We start from the raw sequence: 18056 nt of genomic DNA, 5'->3' as shown, positions 1-18056 counted from the left end.
TGGTCATCCCTCGTCATCGAGTCGGCCGGACGGAAGTGGTGCGGCGGGCGCCGCGGGCGCGGGGGGTTCGTCGTGCAGACGGGCGAGCAGGAGCAGGGCGCCGAGGACCAGGACGCCGCCGCACACCACGAACACCGCGGGCACGGTCAGCGCGGCGGCGAGCAGGCCGCCCAGGGTCGCTCCGACGGGCATGCTGCCCCACGAGCACAGCCGGGACACGCTCATCACCCGGCCCTGGAGGTCCTCCGGGGTGAGCCGCTGGCGCAGGGACATCACGGGGATGTTCCAGCCCATCATGAAGACGCCGTTGACGGCGAGGGCGAGCGCGGTCAGTTCGGGCCGGCGGACCAGGCCGAGGATCACGTAGGCGGCCCCCGAGCCGGCCAGGGACCAGCGGGCCAGCCGTACGGTGGGCAGCCGGTCGGCGGCGCGGGGTGCCAGCCAGCTGCCGGCGACGGCGCCGACCGACCCCGCGGCGAGCAGCAGCCCGTAGCCGGTCTCGCCCAGCCGCAGGGTGCGCTCGCTCAGCAGCACCAGCATCGAGAACGTCGCGGAGAACACCAGGCCGTACAGGGCGCTCGCGGCGAGCGTGCGGCGCAGGGTGCGGTGCCCGAGGACGAAGCGCAGGCCCTGTCGGATGTCGCGCAGCACCCCGTCGCGCACGCCGGGCGGTGCCGGTGCCGGCCGGGTACCGGCGAGCGGGGCGAGGCCCAGGAGCAGCAGCGCGGCCAGGGCGTACAGGGTGCCGCCGGTGGCGAGGGCGGCCGCCGCGGTCAGCCCGGCGAGCAGGCCCGCGACGGGCGGTCCGACCATCTCGTTGAGCACGATCTGGGCCGCCGACAGCCGTCCGTTGGCGCGTTCCAGGTGCCGTGCCTCGACCAGGCGCGGCAGCATCGCGGGCGCCGCGGTGTCGGCGAGGGTCTCGGCGACGCCGAGGAGGAACGCCAGCGCGTACAGCAGCGGCAGCGGACGGTCGGTGGCGAGCACCAGGGCCGCGCCGAGCAGGGCCGCGCCGCGGACCACGTTGCTGACGAGGACGATGCGCCGCCGGTCCACGCGGTCGGCGAGGACCCCGGCCGGGAGGGCGAACAGCAGCCAGGGCAGCATGTTGACGGTGGTCAGCCCGGCCACCGCGGCGGGGTCCGGGTGATGGGCGACGACCAGCAGCGGCAGCAGCGTGCGGGTGATGCCGTCGCCCGCGTTGGAGGCGGCCGTGGACGCCCACAGCCAGCGGAACGGACGGCCCAGGTCCGCGCTCGCGCGGTGCGGGGCGAGGGGGCGGGTGGTGCTAGCCAACAACCCTCCCCTCGGCCCAGGTCCGCAGGCCCAGGAGGCGCTCGCCGAGTTCCGTCAGCGCCGCCGGGCCGTACAGATCGGCCTCGGCCTTGCGGATTCCGCCCTCGGGCGGATGCGGCGGGACGCGGTCGCGCCAGAACCGCACCCGGGCCTCCCGCAGGTCGGCGTGGTCCTCCCAGGCGGGCGCCATGGTCAGGTACTGGGCCATGCGCACCCGGCCGGCGGAGACGTTGGGGTGCACGCCGTGCGGCAGCAGGCTGTTGAAGATGATGAGGTCGCCGGGCGCGACCTCCGGGGTGGTGATCGTGTATCCGGTGATGTCCGGGGTGAACGGGTCGCGGTCGGCGGGCTGGCCGCTCACCCACTTCTCCCACTCCGCGAAGATCTCCGGCACGCACTGGAAGCCGCCGATCTCCTCGTCGCCGTGGGTCAGTGAGAGCACCGCCTGGCAGCTCACGGGCAGCGGGTCGGTGGAGGTGTCCACGTCCCAGTGGATGAACCCGTCGAAGGCGCGCGGCCCCCGGTTGGGGGGATTGACGTTGGCGAAGTCGATGGTGACCCACAGGTCGGCGCGGTCCCAGATGTCGGCGAAGGCCTCGTACACCCGCGGGGTCTGCCGCGCGTCCCACTGCGCCTGGTGGTTGTACATCTCGACCAGTCCGCTGTGGCCCGGCAGCCGGTCGTTGCCGGTGTGCGGGGAGGTCCAGGTGGCGGGGTCGTCGAGGCGCATGTCGAGGAAGGAGCACAGGCCCTCGGCGAGGGCGGCGACGGTGTCCGGCGCCACCGCCCGACGGACGATCACATAGCCGTTGGTGGTCCAGTGTTCCCAGTCGGCGGGGGACAGGACGCGCAGGGGCCGGGTCTTTCGGATGTCTCGGAGTTGGGTGGCTGCCACGGACACTCTCCAGGGTGCGGTGCGGGTGCGGGGGTCACTCGGCGATCAGGCGGCGTTCGGGCAGCGCCACGGCGTCCAGCTCGGTCTCGGTGAGCAACTCCAGTGCCTCGTCGACGTGGTTGAGGATGGGGCGGCCGCCGCCGTTGGCGCTGGTGTTGATGAGCACGGGCAACCCGGTCCGGGCGGCGACGGCGTGGCACAGCCGGTGCAGCAGGGGCTGGGTGTCGGGCCGTACGGTCTGGAGGCGGGCCGTGCCGTCGATGTGCCGTGCCTCGGCGAGCGGTCCGGCCCGGTCGGGCCGTACCCGTACGGCGAACAGCATGGTCTCGGCGTGGTCCAGCGGGCCGGTGAAGTACTGGTCGGCGACCTCCTCCGGGCAGATCGGGGCGACCGGCCGGAACCACTCCCGCTGCTTGATGGTCTCGGAGACGTACCGGCGGGCGCCGGGCCAGTGGGCGGAGACCAGCAGGGAGCGGTGGCCGAGGGCCCGCGGCCCGGTTTCCAGACCGCCCTCCAGCCAGGCCACGCAGCGCCGTTCGGCCAGCAGATCGGCGACGGCCTCCACGAACTCCTCGTCGTCGGCGGTGCCGCGCACGGACAGTCCGAGGCCGCGTACGCGGGCCGCGAGGTCGTCGGCCGGGGGAGCGGTGCCCTGGCCGAGCGCGTCCAGGCCGCCGAGGGACGGCCCGGCGTAGGCCAGCGACGTCCAGCCCGAGCGGCCGATCAGGGCGGGCCGGTCGGCGGGGTCGGCGACGGCGAGCGCCGCGCCGAGGGCGATCCCGGAGTCGTCGCAGCAGGTGGGCACGGACACCCGGGTGAACTGGCCGCACTCGGCGAGCCGGCTGTTGGCGGTGATGTTGAGCGCGCAGCCGCCCGCGTAGCAGAGCGTGGCGTAGCTGGGGAAGCGCCGGCTGAGGCCGGTGACAAGCCGGGTGAGGTCCTGCTCCACGGCGGCCTGGAGGGTCGCCGCCAGGTCCCGGCAGACACGGTCGTCCGGCGAGGTGCCGATCAGGGTGGTGGCGCCGTCGGCGGTGCGGATCTCGTCGGGGAAGACCGAGCCGAAGGAGTGCACGACGTCGTCGTCGCTGGAGTCGGCCAGGCCCGCGTCCAGGTAGCCGCCGCTGTCCGGGTCGTACTCCCACCAGGTGTCGGCGTAGCGCAGCGCGGTGCCGGTCAGCAGGTCCTCGTCCAGCGGCTCGTACAGGTCGGGGGAGGCGCGCCGGGTGGACTGCGGCAGGAGCATGGCGCGCAGTACGGGCAGCAGGGCGGCGTCGGTCTCGCCGGTGGCCGTCAGCCCGAGCAGTTTGCCGGTGTCGAACTGGCTGCCGTGGATCCGCCGGGCGAGCGCCTCGTAGACCAGGCCGAAGCGGGGGCCGGTGCGGTTGGTGAAGGACAGCACGGGGGTGAGCTGGTCGCCGTCGCCGAGGCACACCATGCCGCACTCGGCGTAGTTGCCCGTGCCGTCCAGGGCCAGCACCAGCGCCTTGCGGGCGCCGGAGGTGTAGTAGGCGAGGGCGGCGTGGGCGTAGTGGTGGCGCACCGCGGTCAGGGTGATGTCGCCGAAGCCCTTGGCGAGGGGCCAGTCGAGGGGTTTGAGCACGCGGGTCACGGCGTCCGCGAGGCCGGTGCCTCCGATGGCCGTCCAGCGGGCGTCCTCGCCGACGAGTTCGACCAGCGCCGGGGGCAGCACCTGGCAGCGGGGGGTGTACCAGTCGGCCACCGCGATACGGGTGACCGGGCTCGCCGCCCGTGCGCGCAGTTCGGCCAGCCACTCGGCGGCGGCCCGCGGGAAGTCGCCGTTGCCGCCGCACACATGCCGCAGGCCCAGGCGGCGCTCGGCCTCGATGACGCGGTAGCCGCCCGCGTCGGTGAGCGCGGCGCCCGCGTCGTGGCCGAAGTGCATGCCGATCGTTGCCATGGAACCAGTCACCCTTCCTGGGCCCGGACCTGTGTCGCGGGGCCGGATCGTGGATCGGCGGCCCGCCGCGCGTGCGGGCGGGCCGTTGCGGGGAGGGCCGGGGCCCGGATCAGGACAGGGTGGCGAGGCTCTGGGTGTGGTGACGCTCCAGGAGGCCCTGGACCACCTCGCGCATATAGGCGCAGTAGCCGGGCGACATCACCTGGATCGAACCGTTCTCCTCCTCCAGCGCGCCGGCGGAGCCGCCCGAGCAGGTGCCCTGCAGCTCGCAGCCCTGGCAGCCGGGGCCGTTGGTGTAGGCCCGCATGCCGTAGTCCTGGTAGGCGGGTGAGGTGAAGATGCCGCGCCAGTCGTCGATGGTGCCGAGCTTGCGGGCGGTGGCCTTGCAGGCGAAGACGCTGCCGTTCGGCTCGATGGACAGCTGGCGGCCCACCGCGGGGCAGGTCTTGTAGTCGGCCTGCTCGGCCCACTTGGCGTCGTCGATGATCATCTGGAAGGTCTGGTACCAGTAGCCGCTGAGCTGGACGCCGCGCTCGCGCCCGTAGTCGACGGCGGCCAGCAGCCGCTGTGCCACGTCGTGCGGGCTGTGCTGCTGGAAGAACTCCTTGGCCTGGAAGGAGACGATGACGTCCAGGCTGTCCAGCCCGGCCTCCGCGACGAAGTCGATGAGCGGGGTGCCCCACTTGTCCCAGGTGTACTGGGAGAGCACGGAGGTGATGCTCACCGGGACGCCGGCGGCCTTCATGTCGAGGATCGCCTTGCGGACCACGGCCCAGGGGGTGCGCTGCTGCTGGCCGCCGCGGAACTCGCCGGTCTCCGGGACCAGGTAGTCGATGGAGACGGTGGTGTCGACGCGGTGTTCGGCGAGGGCGGCGAGCAGTTCGTCGTCGATCCGGGAGCCGTTGCTGGTCAGGTCGTAGGAGAGGGAGACCCCGTCGTAGCGGTCGCCGAAGGTGCGCAGGACGTGCAGGATGGTGCCCCGGGCCAGGGTGGGTTCGCCGCCGAAGAACGACACCGTCAGATGGCCGCCGCCGTTGGCCTTGCGCAGCGCGATGGCCTCCTTGACGGTCTTCTCGGCCACCTCCCGCGACATGTGCATCGAGGGGTTGCGGCCCTCGTCGGTGCCGTGGTTCCAGTCGCCCCGGGCGAGCGTCGGGCCCGAGTCCTGGCGGGCAGCGGGGCCGCCGTCCTCGCGCGAGCGGCGCAGCTCGACCAGGACCGGTCCGGGTTTGACCGACTCGCCCGAGGTGTTGCGCTCCTCGACGCCGCCGTCGAAGTTGTAGGCGAAACAGCCCTGACAGGAGAAGTTGCAGGCGTTGGTGAGCACCAGCTGGATGGAGGAGTGGAACACGCCGCTGCCGAGGGCGCTTCGCCGGCTCTCCAGCAGGGAGTCGATCTCCGTGGCCTCGTCGTGCCCCGCCTCCACCAGGAACCGGGCCGCCACGAGGTCGCGCAGGGAGTCCTCGTCCACCCGCTCCCGCAGCCGGTCCCAGCTGACGCCCCCGGCGGCCTCTTTGAGGATCTCCACGATGTCCCGGTCGATCAAGCGCGCATTTCCGAAGAGTGAATGAAAGGCCATGGTTCGCTCGTCGTCCCCGTAGGAATCGAGCCGGCCGCCGAAAGACGTGAAATCCTGGTCGCCTGTGGTGCGAAGAGTGCGGACGTAGCGCGAGGACTGGTACATCGAATTCTGCATGGCTGAGCCTTCTCCCTGCGTCTCACGACTTCCGAGGGGTCGTGCGGTGTGCGGCACGGAGCCGTTGGGGGCGAACCGGCCCGGTGCGGGGCCCGGTTCGCGAGAGACCGGGGCCCGGCCCGTGGACCGGGACCCCGGAAGACGTCAGCCGTCAGGCCGACGCACACTCTTTCCGCTGCTCAGCGGGGGCAGAGACGGTCTCGGCCTCCTTGCGGACCGGAGTGATGGTCGGGGCGTTGCCCTTGTCCGGCGAGACGAACGCGCAGGGGCGGGACGACGCGGTGATCGCGGGGCGGACGACCTTCTTGACTTCGGCCATGCGGCCTCCTCGGTAGGTGCGACACAACGCGTTCCAATGAAGCAGAAGAGAAGACCACCAATAAGTCGTCATCCGGCCATGGTTGGAAAATTGCGTCCGTTGCGCGGGCGCACAGGCGGATTGATCTTCCGGTCTGTTGAATTTCGTTTCCTGTGCACGCCCCGCGCACACCCATACGCCCACGCGTGCCGGCCGAATACACCGGAAATCGCGCCGGCGGTGGTTTGGTTCCCGGACCCGACGGCGGACGGCCGCCGCGGCCGGCTCAGGCCAGCCGCCGGTCCAGGGCCGCGATCGCCCGCCGGACGGCGCCGCCCACACCCGGCGCGGCCAGCCGGCAGCCCAGCCGGAAGGCGGCCGTGCCGTCGAGCGCGAAGGTCAGCCGGACCCAGGTCCCGGCACCGGCCGGGGTCAGCCGCCACTCCTCCACCCAGGCGCGGGCACCCGGCGCGTTGGTGACGTCGACGCGGTAGGCGTACACCCCGGGCTCCTCGGCCACCAGGACCGTCTCCCGGAAGCGGAGGCCGCCGCGCAGTCGCACCTCGCGCCCGCCCTCCGTCGACCGGGCGGCGGTCACGGCCGAGAACCACCGCGGCAGGCCGGCCACGTCCTCGGCGAGGGCCTGGTACACCGACTCGGGTGCGGCGGCGATGTCCCGGCCGAACACCAGCCGTACCGGCGCTCGGCCGACGAAGTCCGGTCCGACCGGACGCAGACGCTGGGGCATGACGAAGCCTCCTCGGTCGCGAACCCCCGTGCGAAGGCGGGGAACCGCTCGTCTCCGGCGCGCGTGTGCCGTGCGGGGCAGCGTAGTTGGCGAAGCGTCAGTTGTCGTCGGTGCCGTCGGTGTTCTCGGCGTCGTCGGCGCCGTCCTCCGGGTCCTCGTCGTCCGCGCCCGCGTCCTCGGCGTCCTGTTCCCCGGCCACGATCAGCCGTCGCAGGTGCTCCGAGACCTCGGCGCGCGCCTCCTGCGGCAGGCCCGAGTCGGTCACCAGGGTGTCCACCTGCCCCAGCGCGGCGAACGAACTGAGGCCCACCGTGCCCCACTTGGTGTGGTCGGCGACGACCACCACCCGCCGCGCCGAGTGCACCAGACGGCGGTTGGTCTCGGCCTCCGCCAGGTTCGGCGTGGACAGTCCCGCCTCGACCGATATGCCGTGCACCCCGAGGAAGAGCAGATCGAAGTGGAGGGCCGCGATCGCCTGGTCGGCCACCGGACCCACCAGCGAGTCCGAGGGGGTGCGCACCCCGCCGGTCAGTACCACCGTGGCCGCGCCCTGCCGCTGCCCCGACAGGCGCTGCGCCGCGTGGAAGACGTCGGCGACCCGCACCGAGTTCGTCACCACGGTCAGCTCGGGCACCTCCAGCAGGTGCTGCGCGAGCGCGTAGGTCGTCGTGCCGCCGGACAGGGCGATCGCGGTGCCGGGGCTGACCAGCCGGGCGGCCGCCCGCGCGATGTCCTCCTTGGCCGACAGCTCCAGACCCGACTTCGCCTCGAAGCCCGGCTCGTGGGTGCTCGCCTCGACCACCGGGACCGCGCCGCCGTGCACCTTCTCCAGCACGCCCTGCCGGGCCAGCGCGTCCAGGTCACGCCGTACGGTCATGTCCGACACGCCGAGCCTGCGGGTCAGCTCGTTGACCCGGGCGCCGCCACGGCGCCGGACCTCGTCCAGGATCAGGGCGCGGCGCTGCTCCGCGAGCAGGTGGTGATTCTCGCTCACGTACGCTCCGGTCCTTTCGCCGCCAGCCGTTCGACACGCCCGGCGCACCCGTCTTCGACCAGTGCTTTCGCCGGTCCGAGGGGTGCGCGGGCGTCCCATCTTTTCACGGGCGGGCGGCAGGTGCGCCACCGCCCGCCCGCCGCTCGCGGCGCCGTCGCCCGCACGCGCCGTCGCACGGATCGGGGAGATTCGGTGACGAGGGGTGCGCGGCGCACCGCGACAGGACATCCTGGTCGGCGCACGGACACAGGCGTTCACGGCATCACGGGGGAACAGTGGAACGTGCTCAGGAACGGCCCGTCGGCCGGGAACCGGTCACGGACGGACCCGGCCGCACGGCCGAGTCGGTGGCCGGTCTGGAACTGCTGGTGCACGGCGTCGGCGGCACCACACCGGAGAAGATGCTCGGCGACGCGCGCACCGTCCGGATCACCGGAGACGACACGGCCGCCGTCTTCCGCCGCGCCGAGGACGCGGCACCCGCCACCGGCCCGGACCACGGGAGGCCCGCGGCGTCCCGCGGCGAACCGGTGCAGGAGGCGTACGTCTGGTGCAACCTCACCTCCGGTGACTCCGGACGCGCGCTGTGGCTGCTGTTGCTGCCGTTCATGGTGGTCAACCTCGCCCACTGGATGCGGCCCGCCGCCCCGGACCGGCCCCGCACCGTGCGGCTCTACGGCCTCCTGGTGCGGCTGACCGCGTTCACCCTCACCGTGCTGCTGGTCGCCGCCGCCTGCGAGGTGGCCCTCGACCTCGCCGCCTGGCAGTGCGCCGGCGCCCCCGCCTGCGCGAGCCGCCACTTCTGGCTGGCCTTCCTCACCCCCGACGCGGCCGAGGGGTCCGGGGTGCGGCGGTGGGCCGAGCTGCTCGGCGCCTCCGGCGGCTGGTGGGCCCAGCCGGGACGGCGCCTCGCGCTCGCCGCGCTGGTGCCGGGCGCGCTGGTCGGTCTGCTCTGGTACCTCGCGCACCGCACCTGGAGCGCGTACGAGTCCCACCGCCCCCTGCTCCAGGTCCCGGAATCGGAACCCGAGCCGGGCGGCAGCGCCCTGGCCCGGCCCGGCTTCTGGTACGGGCGCCGGCTGGTCGCCCGGCTGCGTGCCGCGCACACCGCGGCCGGTCTGCTCACGGTCGCCGCCGCCCTCGCGACACCGGCGGCCCGCTTCGACCACCGGCCCGGCGGACCCGCGGCGCTGGACGCCCTGAGCTGGGTGCTGACCGCACTGCTCCTCGTCGGAGCGGTGGCGGCGGTGGCGGTGGTGTGCCGCCGGGGCCGCGACGAGGACCAGCTCGACCAGCGGCTCGACCGGCACCTGGTCCGCCTCCTCCCCCTCGCCACCCTGGTCCTCCTCGCACTCACCGTCCTCTACACCGGCTGGTCCCGCCCCGAGTGGCGGTCGGCGGGCCGGTTACCGGGCGACGCGGCGTTCGGCGCCCTGATGCTGGCGCAGGGCGTGCTGGTGGTGGCCCTGGCGACGGTGGCGCGCGGGCTGTACCGCCAGACGGCCGACGGCCGCCGTCACCTCGGCCCGGAAGACCCGCGCCGCCCCGACGCCGCACGCACCTGCATGCGCGGCCTGGGCGGTCCCGCCACCGCGCTGCTCGCCTGCGCGCTGGGCGGGGTGATGTCCGGCGGGGTCGCCCAGCGGGTGGCCGACTGGCTGGACGGCGACGGGGGCTCGCTCGCGGGGCCGCCGGTGCTGCTGACCTGGCAGGCGTCGGTGATCCCACCGGTCATCCTGGTGCTGCTGGCGCTCGCCGGACGGCTCCTCGCCGACGCCGGGCGCACGGCCCGGGCGGAGCGGGCCCGGGTGAGCCGGGAGTACGCCGGCGAGCCCGAGGACCCGGCGCGCACCCGGGCCATCGCCCACACCCGGGCCATGGCGGCCCTCACCGATCGCGCACCGCTCGTCCTCGGGGTGCTGTCCGTCACCACCCTGGTACTGGGCGGCGCCGCGCTGGCCGGCGCCCTGCTCACCGGGCGGAGCCCGGACGGCGCGGCCCGCGGCACCGCCGGCGTCGTACAGGTCGCCGCCGCGGTCTGCCAGGGCCTGGGCTCCTGGCTGGTCGGGCTCGGCTTCCTGCTGTTCGTCACCTGGGGCCGGCGCGCCTACAAGGACGCCGGGGCGCGGCGCACCGTCGGCATCCTGTGGGACGTCGGCACCTTCTGGCCGCGCGCCGCGCACCCCTTCGCCCCGCCGTGCTACGCCGAGCGCGCGGTGCCCGATCTGACGTGGCGGATGGCGACCTGGACCCGGGCCACCGGGGGCCGGCTGGTGCTGTCCGGGCACTCGCAGGGCACCGTGCTCGCCGCCGCGGCGGCCTGGCAGCTGTCCCCGGCCACCCGTGGACGGATCGCGCTGCTGACGTACGGGTCGCCGCTGGAACGCCTGTACGGCCGCTGGTTCCCGGCCCACTTCGGGCCCGAGGCGCTCGCCGGGCTGCACCGCGACATCGCCTGCTGGAGCAATCTGTACCGCCGTACCGACCCCATCGGCGGCCCGGTGCGCCTCGCCGACGACGGCCGTCCGCCCGTGGACCACGAACCGCTGCGGGACCCCCTCGCCTACGGCCGCACGCCCGAGCACCCGCTGCCGGGCCCGATCCTCGGCCACTCCGACTACCAGGCCGACCCGGTCTTCGCCCGCGTCCGGGCCGAGCTGCTGGCCCGTCTGTCGCCGGACCTGCCCGCCCCCCGCCCGGAACCGGGGTCCCGGTCCGACGGCAGCGGCGGTCAGGGAAGTTCCGGCAGGTCCTCGGGATAGAGCAGGGTCAGGTCGTCCGTGCTGGGGTCCGGCAGCTGCGCCACCCGGCCCGCGTGGCGCTCGACCATGGCCTCGAAGGTCTGACGGGCGGTGCGGCCGTTGCCGAAGGCGGGGCCCTTCGGGAGGTCCGCGAAGTACTTCAGCAGGGCCTCGGCCGTGTCGGGGCCGAGGCGGTACTCGTGCTCGTCGGCCTGCTGCTCCACGATCCGCAGCAGTTCCTCCGGACCGTAGTCGCCGAAGGTGATGGTGCGTGAGAAACGGGAGGCCACACCCGGGTTGACGGACAGGAAGTGCTCCATCTCCGCCGTGTAGCCCGCGACGATCACCACCACCGCGTCCCGCTGGTCCTCCATCAGCTTCACCAGCGTGTCGATGGCCTCCTTGCCGAAGTCGCGCCCGGCGTCCTGCGGTGACAGCGCGTACGCCTCGTCGATGAACAGCACACCGCCACGCGCCCGTTCGAAGGCCTCCTGGGTGCGGATCGCGGTCGAGCCGATGTGCTCGCCGACCAGGTCCACCCGGGACACCTCGACCAGGTGGCCCTTCTCCAGCACACCGAGGGAGGCGAGTATCTCGCCGTAGAGCCGGGCGACGGTCGTCTTGCCGGTGCCGGGGGAGCCCGTGAAGACCAGGTGCCGTTTGACGGAGGCCGCCTTGAGGCCCGCCCGCTGCCGGCGCCGGCCCACCTCGATCATGTCGGTCAGCGCCCGCACCTCGCGCTTGACGCTCTCCAGGCCGACCAGCGCGTCGAGTTCACCGAGCACGTCCTTGGACGTCCGCGAGGGCCGCTGCGGCTCCGGCGCGGGGGCGGGTGCCTCCGGCTCCGTGCTGCGCTGCCCGGGGATCGTACCGAGCAGCCCGGCCGAGGACGGCACCGTCTGCACGGCGGTCTCCCGCGCCGCGGGGGGCCGCAGGCCGCCGCTCTCGTCGCTGGTGCAGTCCTCCACGACCGGACCCGAACCGGACCCGGCGTCCGGGCCGCCGTCCGCGAACTCGTAGCCGCCGCGGGCGCACCGCTCGGTGCGGCACCGGCGCAGGGTGGTGCGGCAGCCGTCGATCACATGGAAGCCGTAGCCGCCGCTGCCGCTGACCCGGCAGTTCAGGAAGGTGCCCCGGCCGCCCGCGGAGACGTAGAAACCGGCCTCGGCGGGGGAGTCGACGGTACAGCGCTCGATGGTCGGATCGGCGCCCTTGGTGACGATCACACCGGTCTGGGTGCCGTCCACGGTGCAGTTGTTCAGGGTGCCGCCGCTGCCGTGGTCCCGGAACCAGGCGCCGGTCGCCGCCTCGCGGATCCGGCAGTCGTCCAGCTGCGCGGTCGCCCCGTCGCTCACCGACACCGCCGTGTTGCGCACCTGCGACAGATCGCTGTCCACCACGTCCGCGCGCGAGCCGCGGTCCAGCACGAACAGCGCGTCCGGCACGTCGTGCACCCGGCAGGAGTCGAGCACCGCGGTGGCGCCGTCGCTCACCCACACCGCCGGGTAGTCGCCGGTGCTGTCGAAGATCTCGCACTGGTTGGCGTCCACCCGGGTCCCCGGGTCCCACACCGACAGCCCGTTGCGGCCGAACCGGCGGACCGTGGTCCGGGTCAGCGTGAGCACCGAGCGCGAGCGCAGGTCGACCGCGTTCTCCGGGATGTCGTGGATGCGGCAGTCGGCCAGGGTGAGCACCGCGTCCGTGTCCAGCGTGACGCCGTCGGCGGTGGTGCGGTGCACATCGCAGTCGGTCAGGTGCGCGGTGGCCCGCTGGGTGACCTGCACCCCGGAGCCGCGCACCTCGTAGATCTCGCAACCGACCGCCTCCAGCGCGGAGTTCTCGCCGGTCACGGTGAAGCCGGTGCCCGAGGCGTGGTGCACCCGGCAGCGGTCCAGGCGCGGATGGCCGCCGCCGCGGACCGCCACGCCGGCCTGTCCGGCGGCGACGACCTCGCACTCCTCGAACACCCCGCTGCCGCCGTCGAGTACGGCGATGCCGATGCCGGCCGGGTTGTCCACGGTGCAGCGGCGCACGGTCGGCCGGGCCGCGCCGCGCACCTCGATCCCGGTGGCGGAGCGGGTGACGATCCGCATGTCCGTCAGCTCGGGTGTGCCCTCCTCGACCAGCAGCGCGGGCGCGGCCGAGTCCTGGCCCTCCACATGCAGGTCGTGCACCACCGCCGAGGCCCGCACGGTCAGCGGCACCCCGTCCACCGGCGCGATCCGCACCGAGCCGGGCGAGCCCTCGGGCCCGCGCAGGGTCACCGCGCGCTGCACGACGAGGTTCTCCCGGTAGGTGCCGGGGGCGATGGTGAGGACGTCGCCGTCGGCGGCGGCCTCCAGGGCGGCGGCGAGCGAAGCGTACTCACCCGTGCGGCGCCGCCACCGCGACGTACCGGTGTGCGTCACCTGGACCGTGCCCTGTGCCATGGCGTTGCTGTGCCCCCACCTCGTCGTACTGATGGCCGACGCCCCGTGGGAGCGGCGGTGCCGGGACCGCGAGCGCGCTCGGCCCGGGGGCCTGCCCGTTCGTGCTCCCGCGTCCCTGCGCGCCCCTGCGGTGTGCCCGCCCGCGGGTTGTCGCCGAAAGCGCTTCGGCCGGTCCACCGTAGCGTGTGCGCCCGAGGTGGTTGACCACCGCCGGCGGCCGGTCAGCTGCCGGTGCCCGCCTTGCCCCAGTCCGGGCCCACCCGGTCCCAGTCCTGGTCCCAGCGTGCGTACCGGCGGCGCACCATGCGCCAGACGGCGATCTGCCGGACGGTCTCCACCAGGGCCGCGGTCAGCAGCGCCGCGCCGAATCCGGCCAGGACGGCGTGTGTCGTCGCCGTGGCCGAGTCCAGCGGGCGGGTCGTTATTCGGCCGTGCCGGTCCGTCCAGAGTCCGAAGTGGTCCCCGGAGTGAGGGGACTTGAGCTCCGCGAGGGCCGCGCCGTGGTGCGGTGTGCCGTCCGGCGCGGTCCAGTCGGCGACGACGCGGGTCCGGGTCTCGCGCGCGCCGGAGGTCTCCGGGTCGGTCTCCAGCGGGGAGTCGCGCAACTCGCGCACCACGGTGGCCGTGACGAGGCGGCGGGCGTGCTGCTGTTCCCGCGCGGCCTGTTGCAGCGAGCCCTCGGCGGCGGTGCCGACCAGGGCGCCGGTCACCGGGGCCACCACGGCGATCAGCACCAGCGCCACGAGCGCCACCCAGGCCTCGGCCAGATCGGTCGCGCGGCACAGCGGATTGCGTCTCCAGCGCCACAGACCGGTGACTGCCCGCATCGTCCCCACCCCCATGTCCGCCGCGGCCGGTCGGGGCCGTGGCGTCTCATGCCTTTCTCATGTCACCTCAACGACGGTGACGGGCCGGAGGGTTCCCGGATCGGCGAACCGGTTTCGGCCACCTCGCCGCACCGGACGCGGCCCGCGCCCCGCGGGCCGCCGGCTACCGGCCCGACCGCCGTTCGAGCACGCGCACCGGGTCGCCGGTGCGTATGGTGCCGCCGGAGACGGGGACGAGGTACTGGCCGAAGACCAGGCTGCTCCCGAACTTGCGGTGGCGGGCCAGCGTCCGCAGCGGCTCCCGGCCGCGCTCGGTGGTGTCCTGGTCGGTGGTGGTCACCACACAGCGGCCGCAGGGCCGCGCGACGCGGAAGACCACCTCGCCGACCGAGACGCGGGCCCAGTCGTCCTCGGCCCACGCCTCGGTCCCGGCCACCACGACGCTGGGCCGGAAGCGGTTCATCGGCAGCGGCCCCTCATGGGCGTGACTCCCCTCGGCTATCAGGGAGTTGAGGGCGTCCAGGGAGGCCGTCGTGGCGACGAGCAGCGGATAGCCGTCGGCGAAACCGACCGTCTCGCCCGGCAGCGCGTAGTCCGGGTCGATCGGGCGGCGGGTGGCCGGGTCGTCCAGGTGGACCAGCCGTACGTCCTCGTCGAGATAGGCGCTGCTCCAGGCGTGCGCCTCGGGAGCGGCCGGCACCGCATCCACCTTCGTCCCGAACACGCTCACCGGCACGGTGGCCACCGGCTCCGGCACCTCGACCGTCAGCGGCTCCCGCCCGGGCGCGGACAGACGCACACCGCCGCCGGCCAGTGGCTCGGCGGCGGCGAGTGCGAGGCGCGGCTGCTCCCGCTGGGTGACGACCTTCCCCTCGGCGTCGACCAGTGTCCAGCGCCGGTCTCCGGCCAGGCCCCAGGGCTCCACCACGGCGGACGCGGGCGCGAGGCCCCGGAAGGCCTTGACCGGGTAGAGGTGGATCGACTGCACTTCGGCGATATCCATGTCGCCATCGTGCCAGGTGTCACCGACAGCGGGTGGTGCCTGTCAGTAACCGCGCTGCTGCGGGTGGTTGTACGGGTCCTGGTAGGGAGCCTGCACGGGTCGTGGCGCGGCCGGACGCATCGCCTCGTAGCCGGTGCCCGGTGCCATCGGGCGCTGCTGCGGGGCCTGCGGGCCGGGATAGCCGCGTGGGGCGCTCGCCTGCTGCGGGATGTACGCCGTGGGCGCCTGCTGCATGGGCATGGGGGCCTGCTGCTGCGGGTAGCCGTAGGCCGGCGCCTGGGGCTGCGGGGAGGGCGCCGCCGGGAGGGCGGGCAGGGCCGACGGCAGGGCGGGCAGGCTGCTGCCGGTGTCGTAGGCGGCGGGGACCCGGATCGGGGCGATCTGCGGGGTTCCCCGCTCGGCCACCAGCGAGTCGTAGATGGGAGTGTCCCGGAAGGAGGCGGAGTAATAGCCGCCGCCATAAGTGGAGCGGGGGGAGGTCATGGCACATAAGTTAAGCCCACGATGTGCTGGTTGGGGAGACCGATAAGAGGGTTGTTTTCCGTGTCGGCGGTGACCGGCGATCCTCAATTCGGGCGAACTCGCCGAAAAGGTGTAGTGATCAACGTATGGATCGTGTAAGTGCCGGACTTTTCGGCGGGGTTACCGGCGGTTGACCGGCGATCTTCCAGTGTCTTCCCCCGCTCCGCCCCTGTGAGTTCGGCATGGCCGGGAACAGGCTGGGCAGGAAGGGATGATCCGGACGTCCGCGGACAGCGCGGGCCGCAGGCGAGGGGGTCCCCATGTCCATGCCGAAGGGATCGAACACACCGGTTCCGGCCACCGCGCTGCGCGTCGAACTGGGCCGGCGCCACGGGCCCGGCGTACCCGGCGTCCGCGCCTCGGCGCTGCTGCTCGCCGCGGGACAGGTGCGCTCCGCCGCCGACTTCGTCCACCGCGACCGGCCCGCCCATCCTTCCGGCGCGGTGCGCCACGAGGGGGAGCGGACGCGGGGCCCGCTCGTCGTGGACACCCTGTCCGTCGACCTCTCGCGCGTCGAGGGCGCGATCGAGCGGATCGTCTTCGCCGTGTCGGCCGACGGCGGCGCGTTCGGACAGGTCCCCGACCTGTACATCGAGGTGAGCGACCCCGTGACCGGCCGGATCGCCGCCCGCTTCGACGACGTGGGCGCGAGCGTGGAGAGGGCCCTGCTGCTCGGCGAGTTCTACCGCCGCCAGGGCGGCTGGAAGTTCCGTGCCGTCGGGCAGGGGTACGACAACGGCCCGGACGGCCTGGCCGCGGCCTTCGGCATCACCGCGGAGCGGTCCCTGGCGGGCCGCCCCGCGAGCCCGTCCCGCCCCTCCAGGGTCACCCTCACCAAGAGCGCGCCCTCCGTCTCGCTCGCCAAGCAGGGCGGCACCTCCGGCGCCATGCGAGTGAACCTCAACTGGCAGGCACGGCAAGGCTTTCCGGGGTGGGGAGCGCGCCGGGGCGGCGGGCCGGGCGGCCTCGACCTCGACCTGTGCGCCCTGTACGAACTCGCGGACGGCCGCAAGGGAGTCGTGCAGGCGCTCGGCAACGCCTTCGGCTCGCTGCACCGGCCGCCGTACATCCACCTCGACGGAGACGACCGCACCGGAGCCGTCGAGAGCGGCGAGAACCTCACCCTCAACCTCGACCACCGGCGCGAACTACGGCGCGTCCTGGTCTTCGTCACCATCTACGAGGGCGCGACCTCCTTCGCCGGACTGCACGCCACCGTCACCCTCCGGCCGCAGCACGGCGCCCCCGTCGACTTCGCCCTGGACGAGTGCACCGTCCCGTCCACGGTCTGCGCCCTCGCCCTGCTCACCAACGACGGCGGAGACCTCGTCGTGCGGCGCGAGGCCCGCTACCTCGTGCCCGAGCGCGGGGTGAGCCCGCAGCGGACCGTGGACCGCGCCTACGGCTGGGGCATGAACTGGACACCCGGCCGCAAGTGAGACCGGTTCAGCCCTCGTCCGGCACGGCACCGGGCCGGGTGTACGTACGGCCCTTCCAGGCGGCCCCGCGCCCCCGGTAGTGCTGCACCGCCGAGTCCACCGTCATCAGCAGGTACAGGAACGCGGTGTACGGCAGCAGCGGGGCGAGCCACAGGGGCTGCCGGTAGTAGCGCAGCATCGGCGCGTACGTGCCCGCCATCACCGCCCACGCCAGCGCACCGGCGACCGCCGTCGCCGTGCCGCCGGCCGCCGCGCCCCAGACGACCGCCACCGGCGGCACCAGGTACACCAGCGCCAGACCGGCCACCGTACCGAGCAACACCAGTGGATTGTGCCGCAGTTGGGCGTAGGCGCTGCGCGAGACCATCCGCCACAGGTCGTGCAGCCGCGGATAGGGCCGCACGCTGTCCACCCGGTCGGCGAGGCCCAGCCAGACCCGCCCGCCCGCGCCCTTCACCGCGCGGGCGAGTGAGACGTCGTCGATGACCGCGTGCCGGATGGCGTCCGGGATCCGGGCCCGCTCCGCCATGGCGGTCCGCAGCAGCACACAGCCGCCCGCCGCGGCCGCCGTGCGCGAACCCTCACGGCCGATCCACCGGAAGGGGTACAGCTGCGCGAAGAAGTAGACGAACGCCGGCACCACCAGCCGCTCCCACCGGCTCTCCACCCGCAGCCGCGCCATCTGCGACACCACGTCGAAGCCGCCGGTGCCGGCCGCCGCCACCAGCTCGCGCAGGCTGTCCGGGGCGTGCGCGATGTCCGCGTCCGTCAGCAGCAGGTACTCGGGCTCGCGCGCCCGCGCCAGCGCGATGCCGTGCCGCACCGCCCACAGCTTGCCCGTCCAGCCCGCGGGGGGCTCGCCCGGCGACGTCACCGTCAGCGGCAGCCCGCCGTGCCGCCCGGACAGCTCGCGGGCCAGCTCCCCGGTGCCGTCCGTGCTGCCGTCGTCCACCAGGAAGACCTCCGCCCGCCCCGGATAGTCCTGCGCCAGCAGCGACGGCAGGCTCGCGGGCAGTACGCCCGCCTCGTCCCGGGCCGGTACGACCACGCAGACGGAGGGCCACGAAGCGGGCTCCCGGCGCGCCGGAAGCCGCACGTCCGTGCGCCAGAAGAACCCCTGGCCGAGCAGCAGCCAGCACCAGGCGGCCAGCGAGACGACGGTGATCCACAGGAAGGCACTCACGGCCGCAGTCTGCCCCACCCGAGCCGTTCACATGAACGGATCGTCTATCGTGGCCGGGTGAAGATCG

14 protein-coding genes are annotated in these 18056 nt (G+C 73.9%); 2 read left to right on the top strand and 12 right to left on the bottom strand.

Features of this window, described 5'->3' with window-relative positions; translation table 11 throughout:
- Positions 1–3: 3 nt before the first annotated feature.
- The 7 genes from BLW85_RS06365 to BLW85_RS06340 all read right to left on the bottom strand — a co-directional run bounded on the left by BLW85_RS06365 (position 4) and on the right by BLW85_RS06340 (position 7845).
- Positions 4–1296: an MFS transporter gene (locus tag BLW85_RS06365; protein ID WP_244174822.1), complete on the bottom strand. Its 1293-nt coding sequence runs from the start codon at positions 1294–1296 to the stop codon at positions 4–6.
- Positions 1289–2191, bottom strand: coding sequence for a phytanoyl-CoA dioxygenase family protein (locus BLW85_RS06360; protein WP_079172274.1), 903 nt, complete (start codon positions 2189–2191; stop codon positions 1289–1291). The genes BLW85_RS06365 and BLW85_RS06360 overlap by 8 nt, the downstream gene beginning before the upstream one ends.
- Positions 2192–2225: 34 nt before the next feature.
- Entirely contained in the window at positions 2226–4109 is a 1884-nt protein-coding gene (locus tag BLW85_RS06355; protein WP_244174821.1) for a carbamoyltransferase C-terminal domain-containing protein, read from the bottom strand.
- 109 nt (positions 4110–4218) lie between these two features.
- Positions 4219–5655, bottom strand: a complete 1437-nt coding sequence (locus BLW85_RS06350; RefSeq protein ID WP_239697608.1) for a radical SAM/SPASM domain-containing protein — start codon at positions 5653–5655, stop codon at positions 4219–4221.
- A gap of 301 nt (positions 5656–5956) precedes the next feature.
- Entirely contained in the window at positions 5957–6124 is a 168-nt protein-coding gene (locus tag BLW85_RS39285; protein ID WP_167381381.1) for a hypothetical protein, read from the bottom strand.
- Positions 6125–6389: 265 nt separating this feature from the next.
- Positions 6390–6851 carry an SRPBCC family protein gene (locus tag BLW85_RS06345; RefSeq protein WP_074991332.1) on the bottom strand — a complete coding sequence of 154 codons (462 nt, stop codon included), beginning with the start codon at positions 6849–6851 and terminating at the stop codon, positions 6390–6392.
- A gap of 97 nt (positions 6852–6948) precedes the next feature.
- Entirely contained in the window at positions 6949–7845 is an 897-nt protein-coding gene (locus BLW85_RS06340; protein WP_074991331.1) for a DeoR/GlpR family DNA-binding transcription regulator, read from the bottom strand.
- A gap of 275 nt (positions 7846–8120) precedes the next feature.
- Here BLW85_RS06340 and BLW85_RS06335 point away from each other — a divergent pair, with 275 nt between their 5' ends.
- Entirely contained in the window at positions 8121–10607 is a 2487-nt protein-coding gene (locus tag BLW85_RS06335) for a hypothetical protein (RefSeq protein WP_074991329.1), read from the top strand.
- On the opposite strand, the gene BLW85_RS06330 is transcribed toward BLW85_RS06335, so the two are convergent.
- The 4 genes from BLW85_RS06330 to BLW85_RS06315 all read right to left on the bottom strand — a co-directional run bounded on the left by BLW85_RS06330 (position 10577) and on the right by BLW85_RS06315 (position 15328).
- Positions 10577–13015, bottom strand: a complete 2439-nt coding sequence (locus BLW85_RS06330) for a right-handed parallel beta-helix repeat-containing protein (protein ID WP_074991327.1) — start codon at positions 13013–13015, stop codon at positions 10577–10579. The genes BLW85_RS06335 and BLW85_RS06330 overlap by 31 nt on opposite strands.
- A 221-nt stretch (positions 13016–13236) precedes the next feature.
- Complete coding sequence (locus tag BLW85_RS06325; RefSeq protein WP_070026713.1) at positions 13237–13842, bottom strand: Rv1733c family protein; 606 nt, start codon at positions 13840–13842, stop codon at positions 13237–13239.
- Between the two features lie 163 nt (positions 13843–14005).
- Entirely contained in the window at positions 14006–14845 is an 840-nt protein-coding gene (locus tag BLW85_RS06320) for an MOSC domain-containing protein (protein ID WP_074991325.1), read from the bottom strand.
- Between the two features lie 42 nt (positions 14846–14887).
- The gene (locus BLW85_RS06315) at positions 14888–15328 is read right to left on the bottom strand and encodes a DUF6643 family protein (protein ID WP_070026536.1); all 441 of its coding nucleotides are present in this window, start codon (positions 15326–15328) and stop codon (positions 14888–14890) included.
- Positions 15329–15633: 305 nt separating this feature from the next.
- Between BLW85_RS06315 and BLW85_RS06310 the strand changes: the two genes are divergently transcribed.
- A complete protein-coding gene (locus BLW85_RS06310) occupies positions 15634–16806 on the top strand; it encodes a TerD family protein (RefSeq protein ID WP_079172600.1) in 1173 nt (390 codons plus the stop codon).
- 7 nt (positions 16807–16813) lie between these two features.
- On the opposite strand, the gene BLW85_RS06305 is transcribed toward BLW85_RS06310, so the two are convergent.
- Positions 16814–17989, bottom strand: coding sequence for a glycosyltransferase (locus tag BLW85_RS06305; protein ID WP_074991322.1), 1176 nt, complete (start codon positions 17987–17989; stop codon positions 16814–16816).
- Between the last annotated feature and the right edge of the window lie 67 nt (positions 17990–18056).

Source organism: Streptomyces misionensis, assembly GCF_900104815.1.
GTDB lineage: Bacteria > Actinomycetota > Actinomycetes > Streptomycetales > Streptomycetaceae > Streptomyces > Streptomyces misionensis.
This window is presented reverse-complemented; position numbering and strand designations above follow the sequence as displayed.

What these genes read in the sequence shown, in the direction of transcription:
- BLW85_RS06330 (WP_074991327.1), bottom strand. Translation starts at nt 13,015, where the DNA reads ATGGCACAGGGCACGGTCCAGGTGACGCACACCGGTACGTCGCGGTGG.
- BLW85_RS06325 (WP_070026713.1), bottom strand. Translation starts at nt 13,842, where the DNA reads ATGCGGGCAGTCACCGGTCTGTGGCGCTGGAGACGCAATCCGCTGTGC.
- BLW85_RS06320 (WP_074991325.1), bottom strand. Translation starts at nt 14,845, where the DNA reads ATGGATATCGCCGAAGTGCAGTCGATCCACCTCTACCCGGTCAAGGCC.
- BLW85_RS06355 (WP_244174821.1), bottom strand. Translation starts at nt 4,109, where the DNA reads ATGGCAACGATCGGCATGCACTTCGGCCACGACGCGGGCGCCGCGCTC.
- BLW85_RS39285 (WP_167381381.1), bottom strand. Translation starts at nt 6,124, where the DNA reads ATGGCCGAAGTCAAGAAGGTCGTCCGCCCCGCGATCACCGCGTCGTCC.
- BLW85_RS06345 (WP_074991332.1), bottom strand. Translation starts at nt 6,851, where the DNA reads ATGCCCCAGCGTCTGCGTCCGGTCGGACCGGACTTCGTCGGCCGAGCG.
- BLW85_RS06310 (WP_079172600.1), top strand. Translation starts at nt 15,634, where the DNA reads ATGCCGAAGGGATCGAACACACCGGTTCCGGCCACCGCGCTGCGCGTC.
- BLW85_RS06315 (WP_070026536.1), bottom strand. Translation starts at nt 15,328, where the DNA reads ATGACCTCCCCCCGCTCCACTTATGGCGGCGGCTATTACTCCGCCTCC.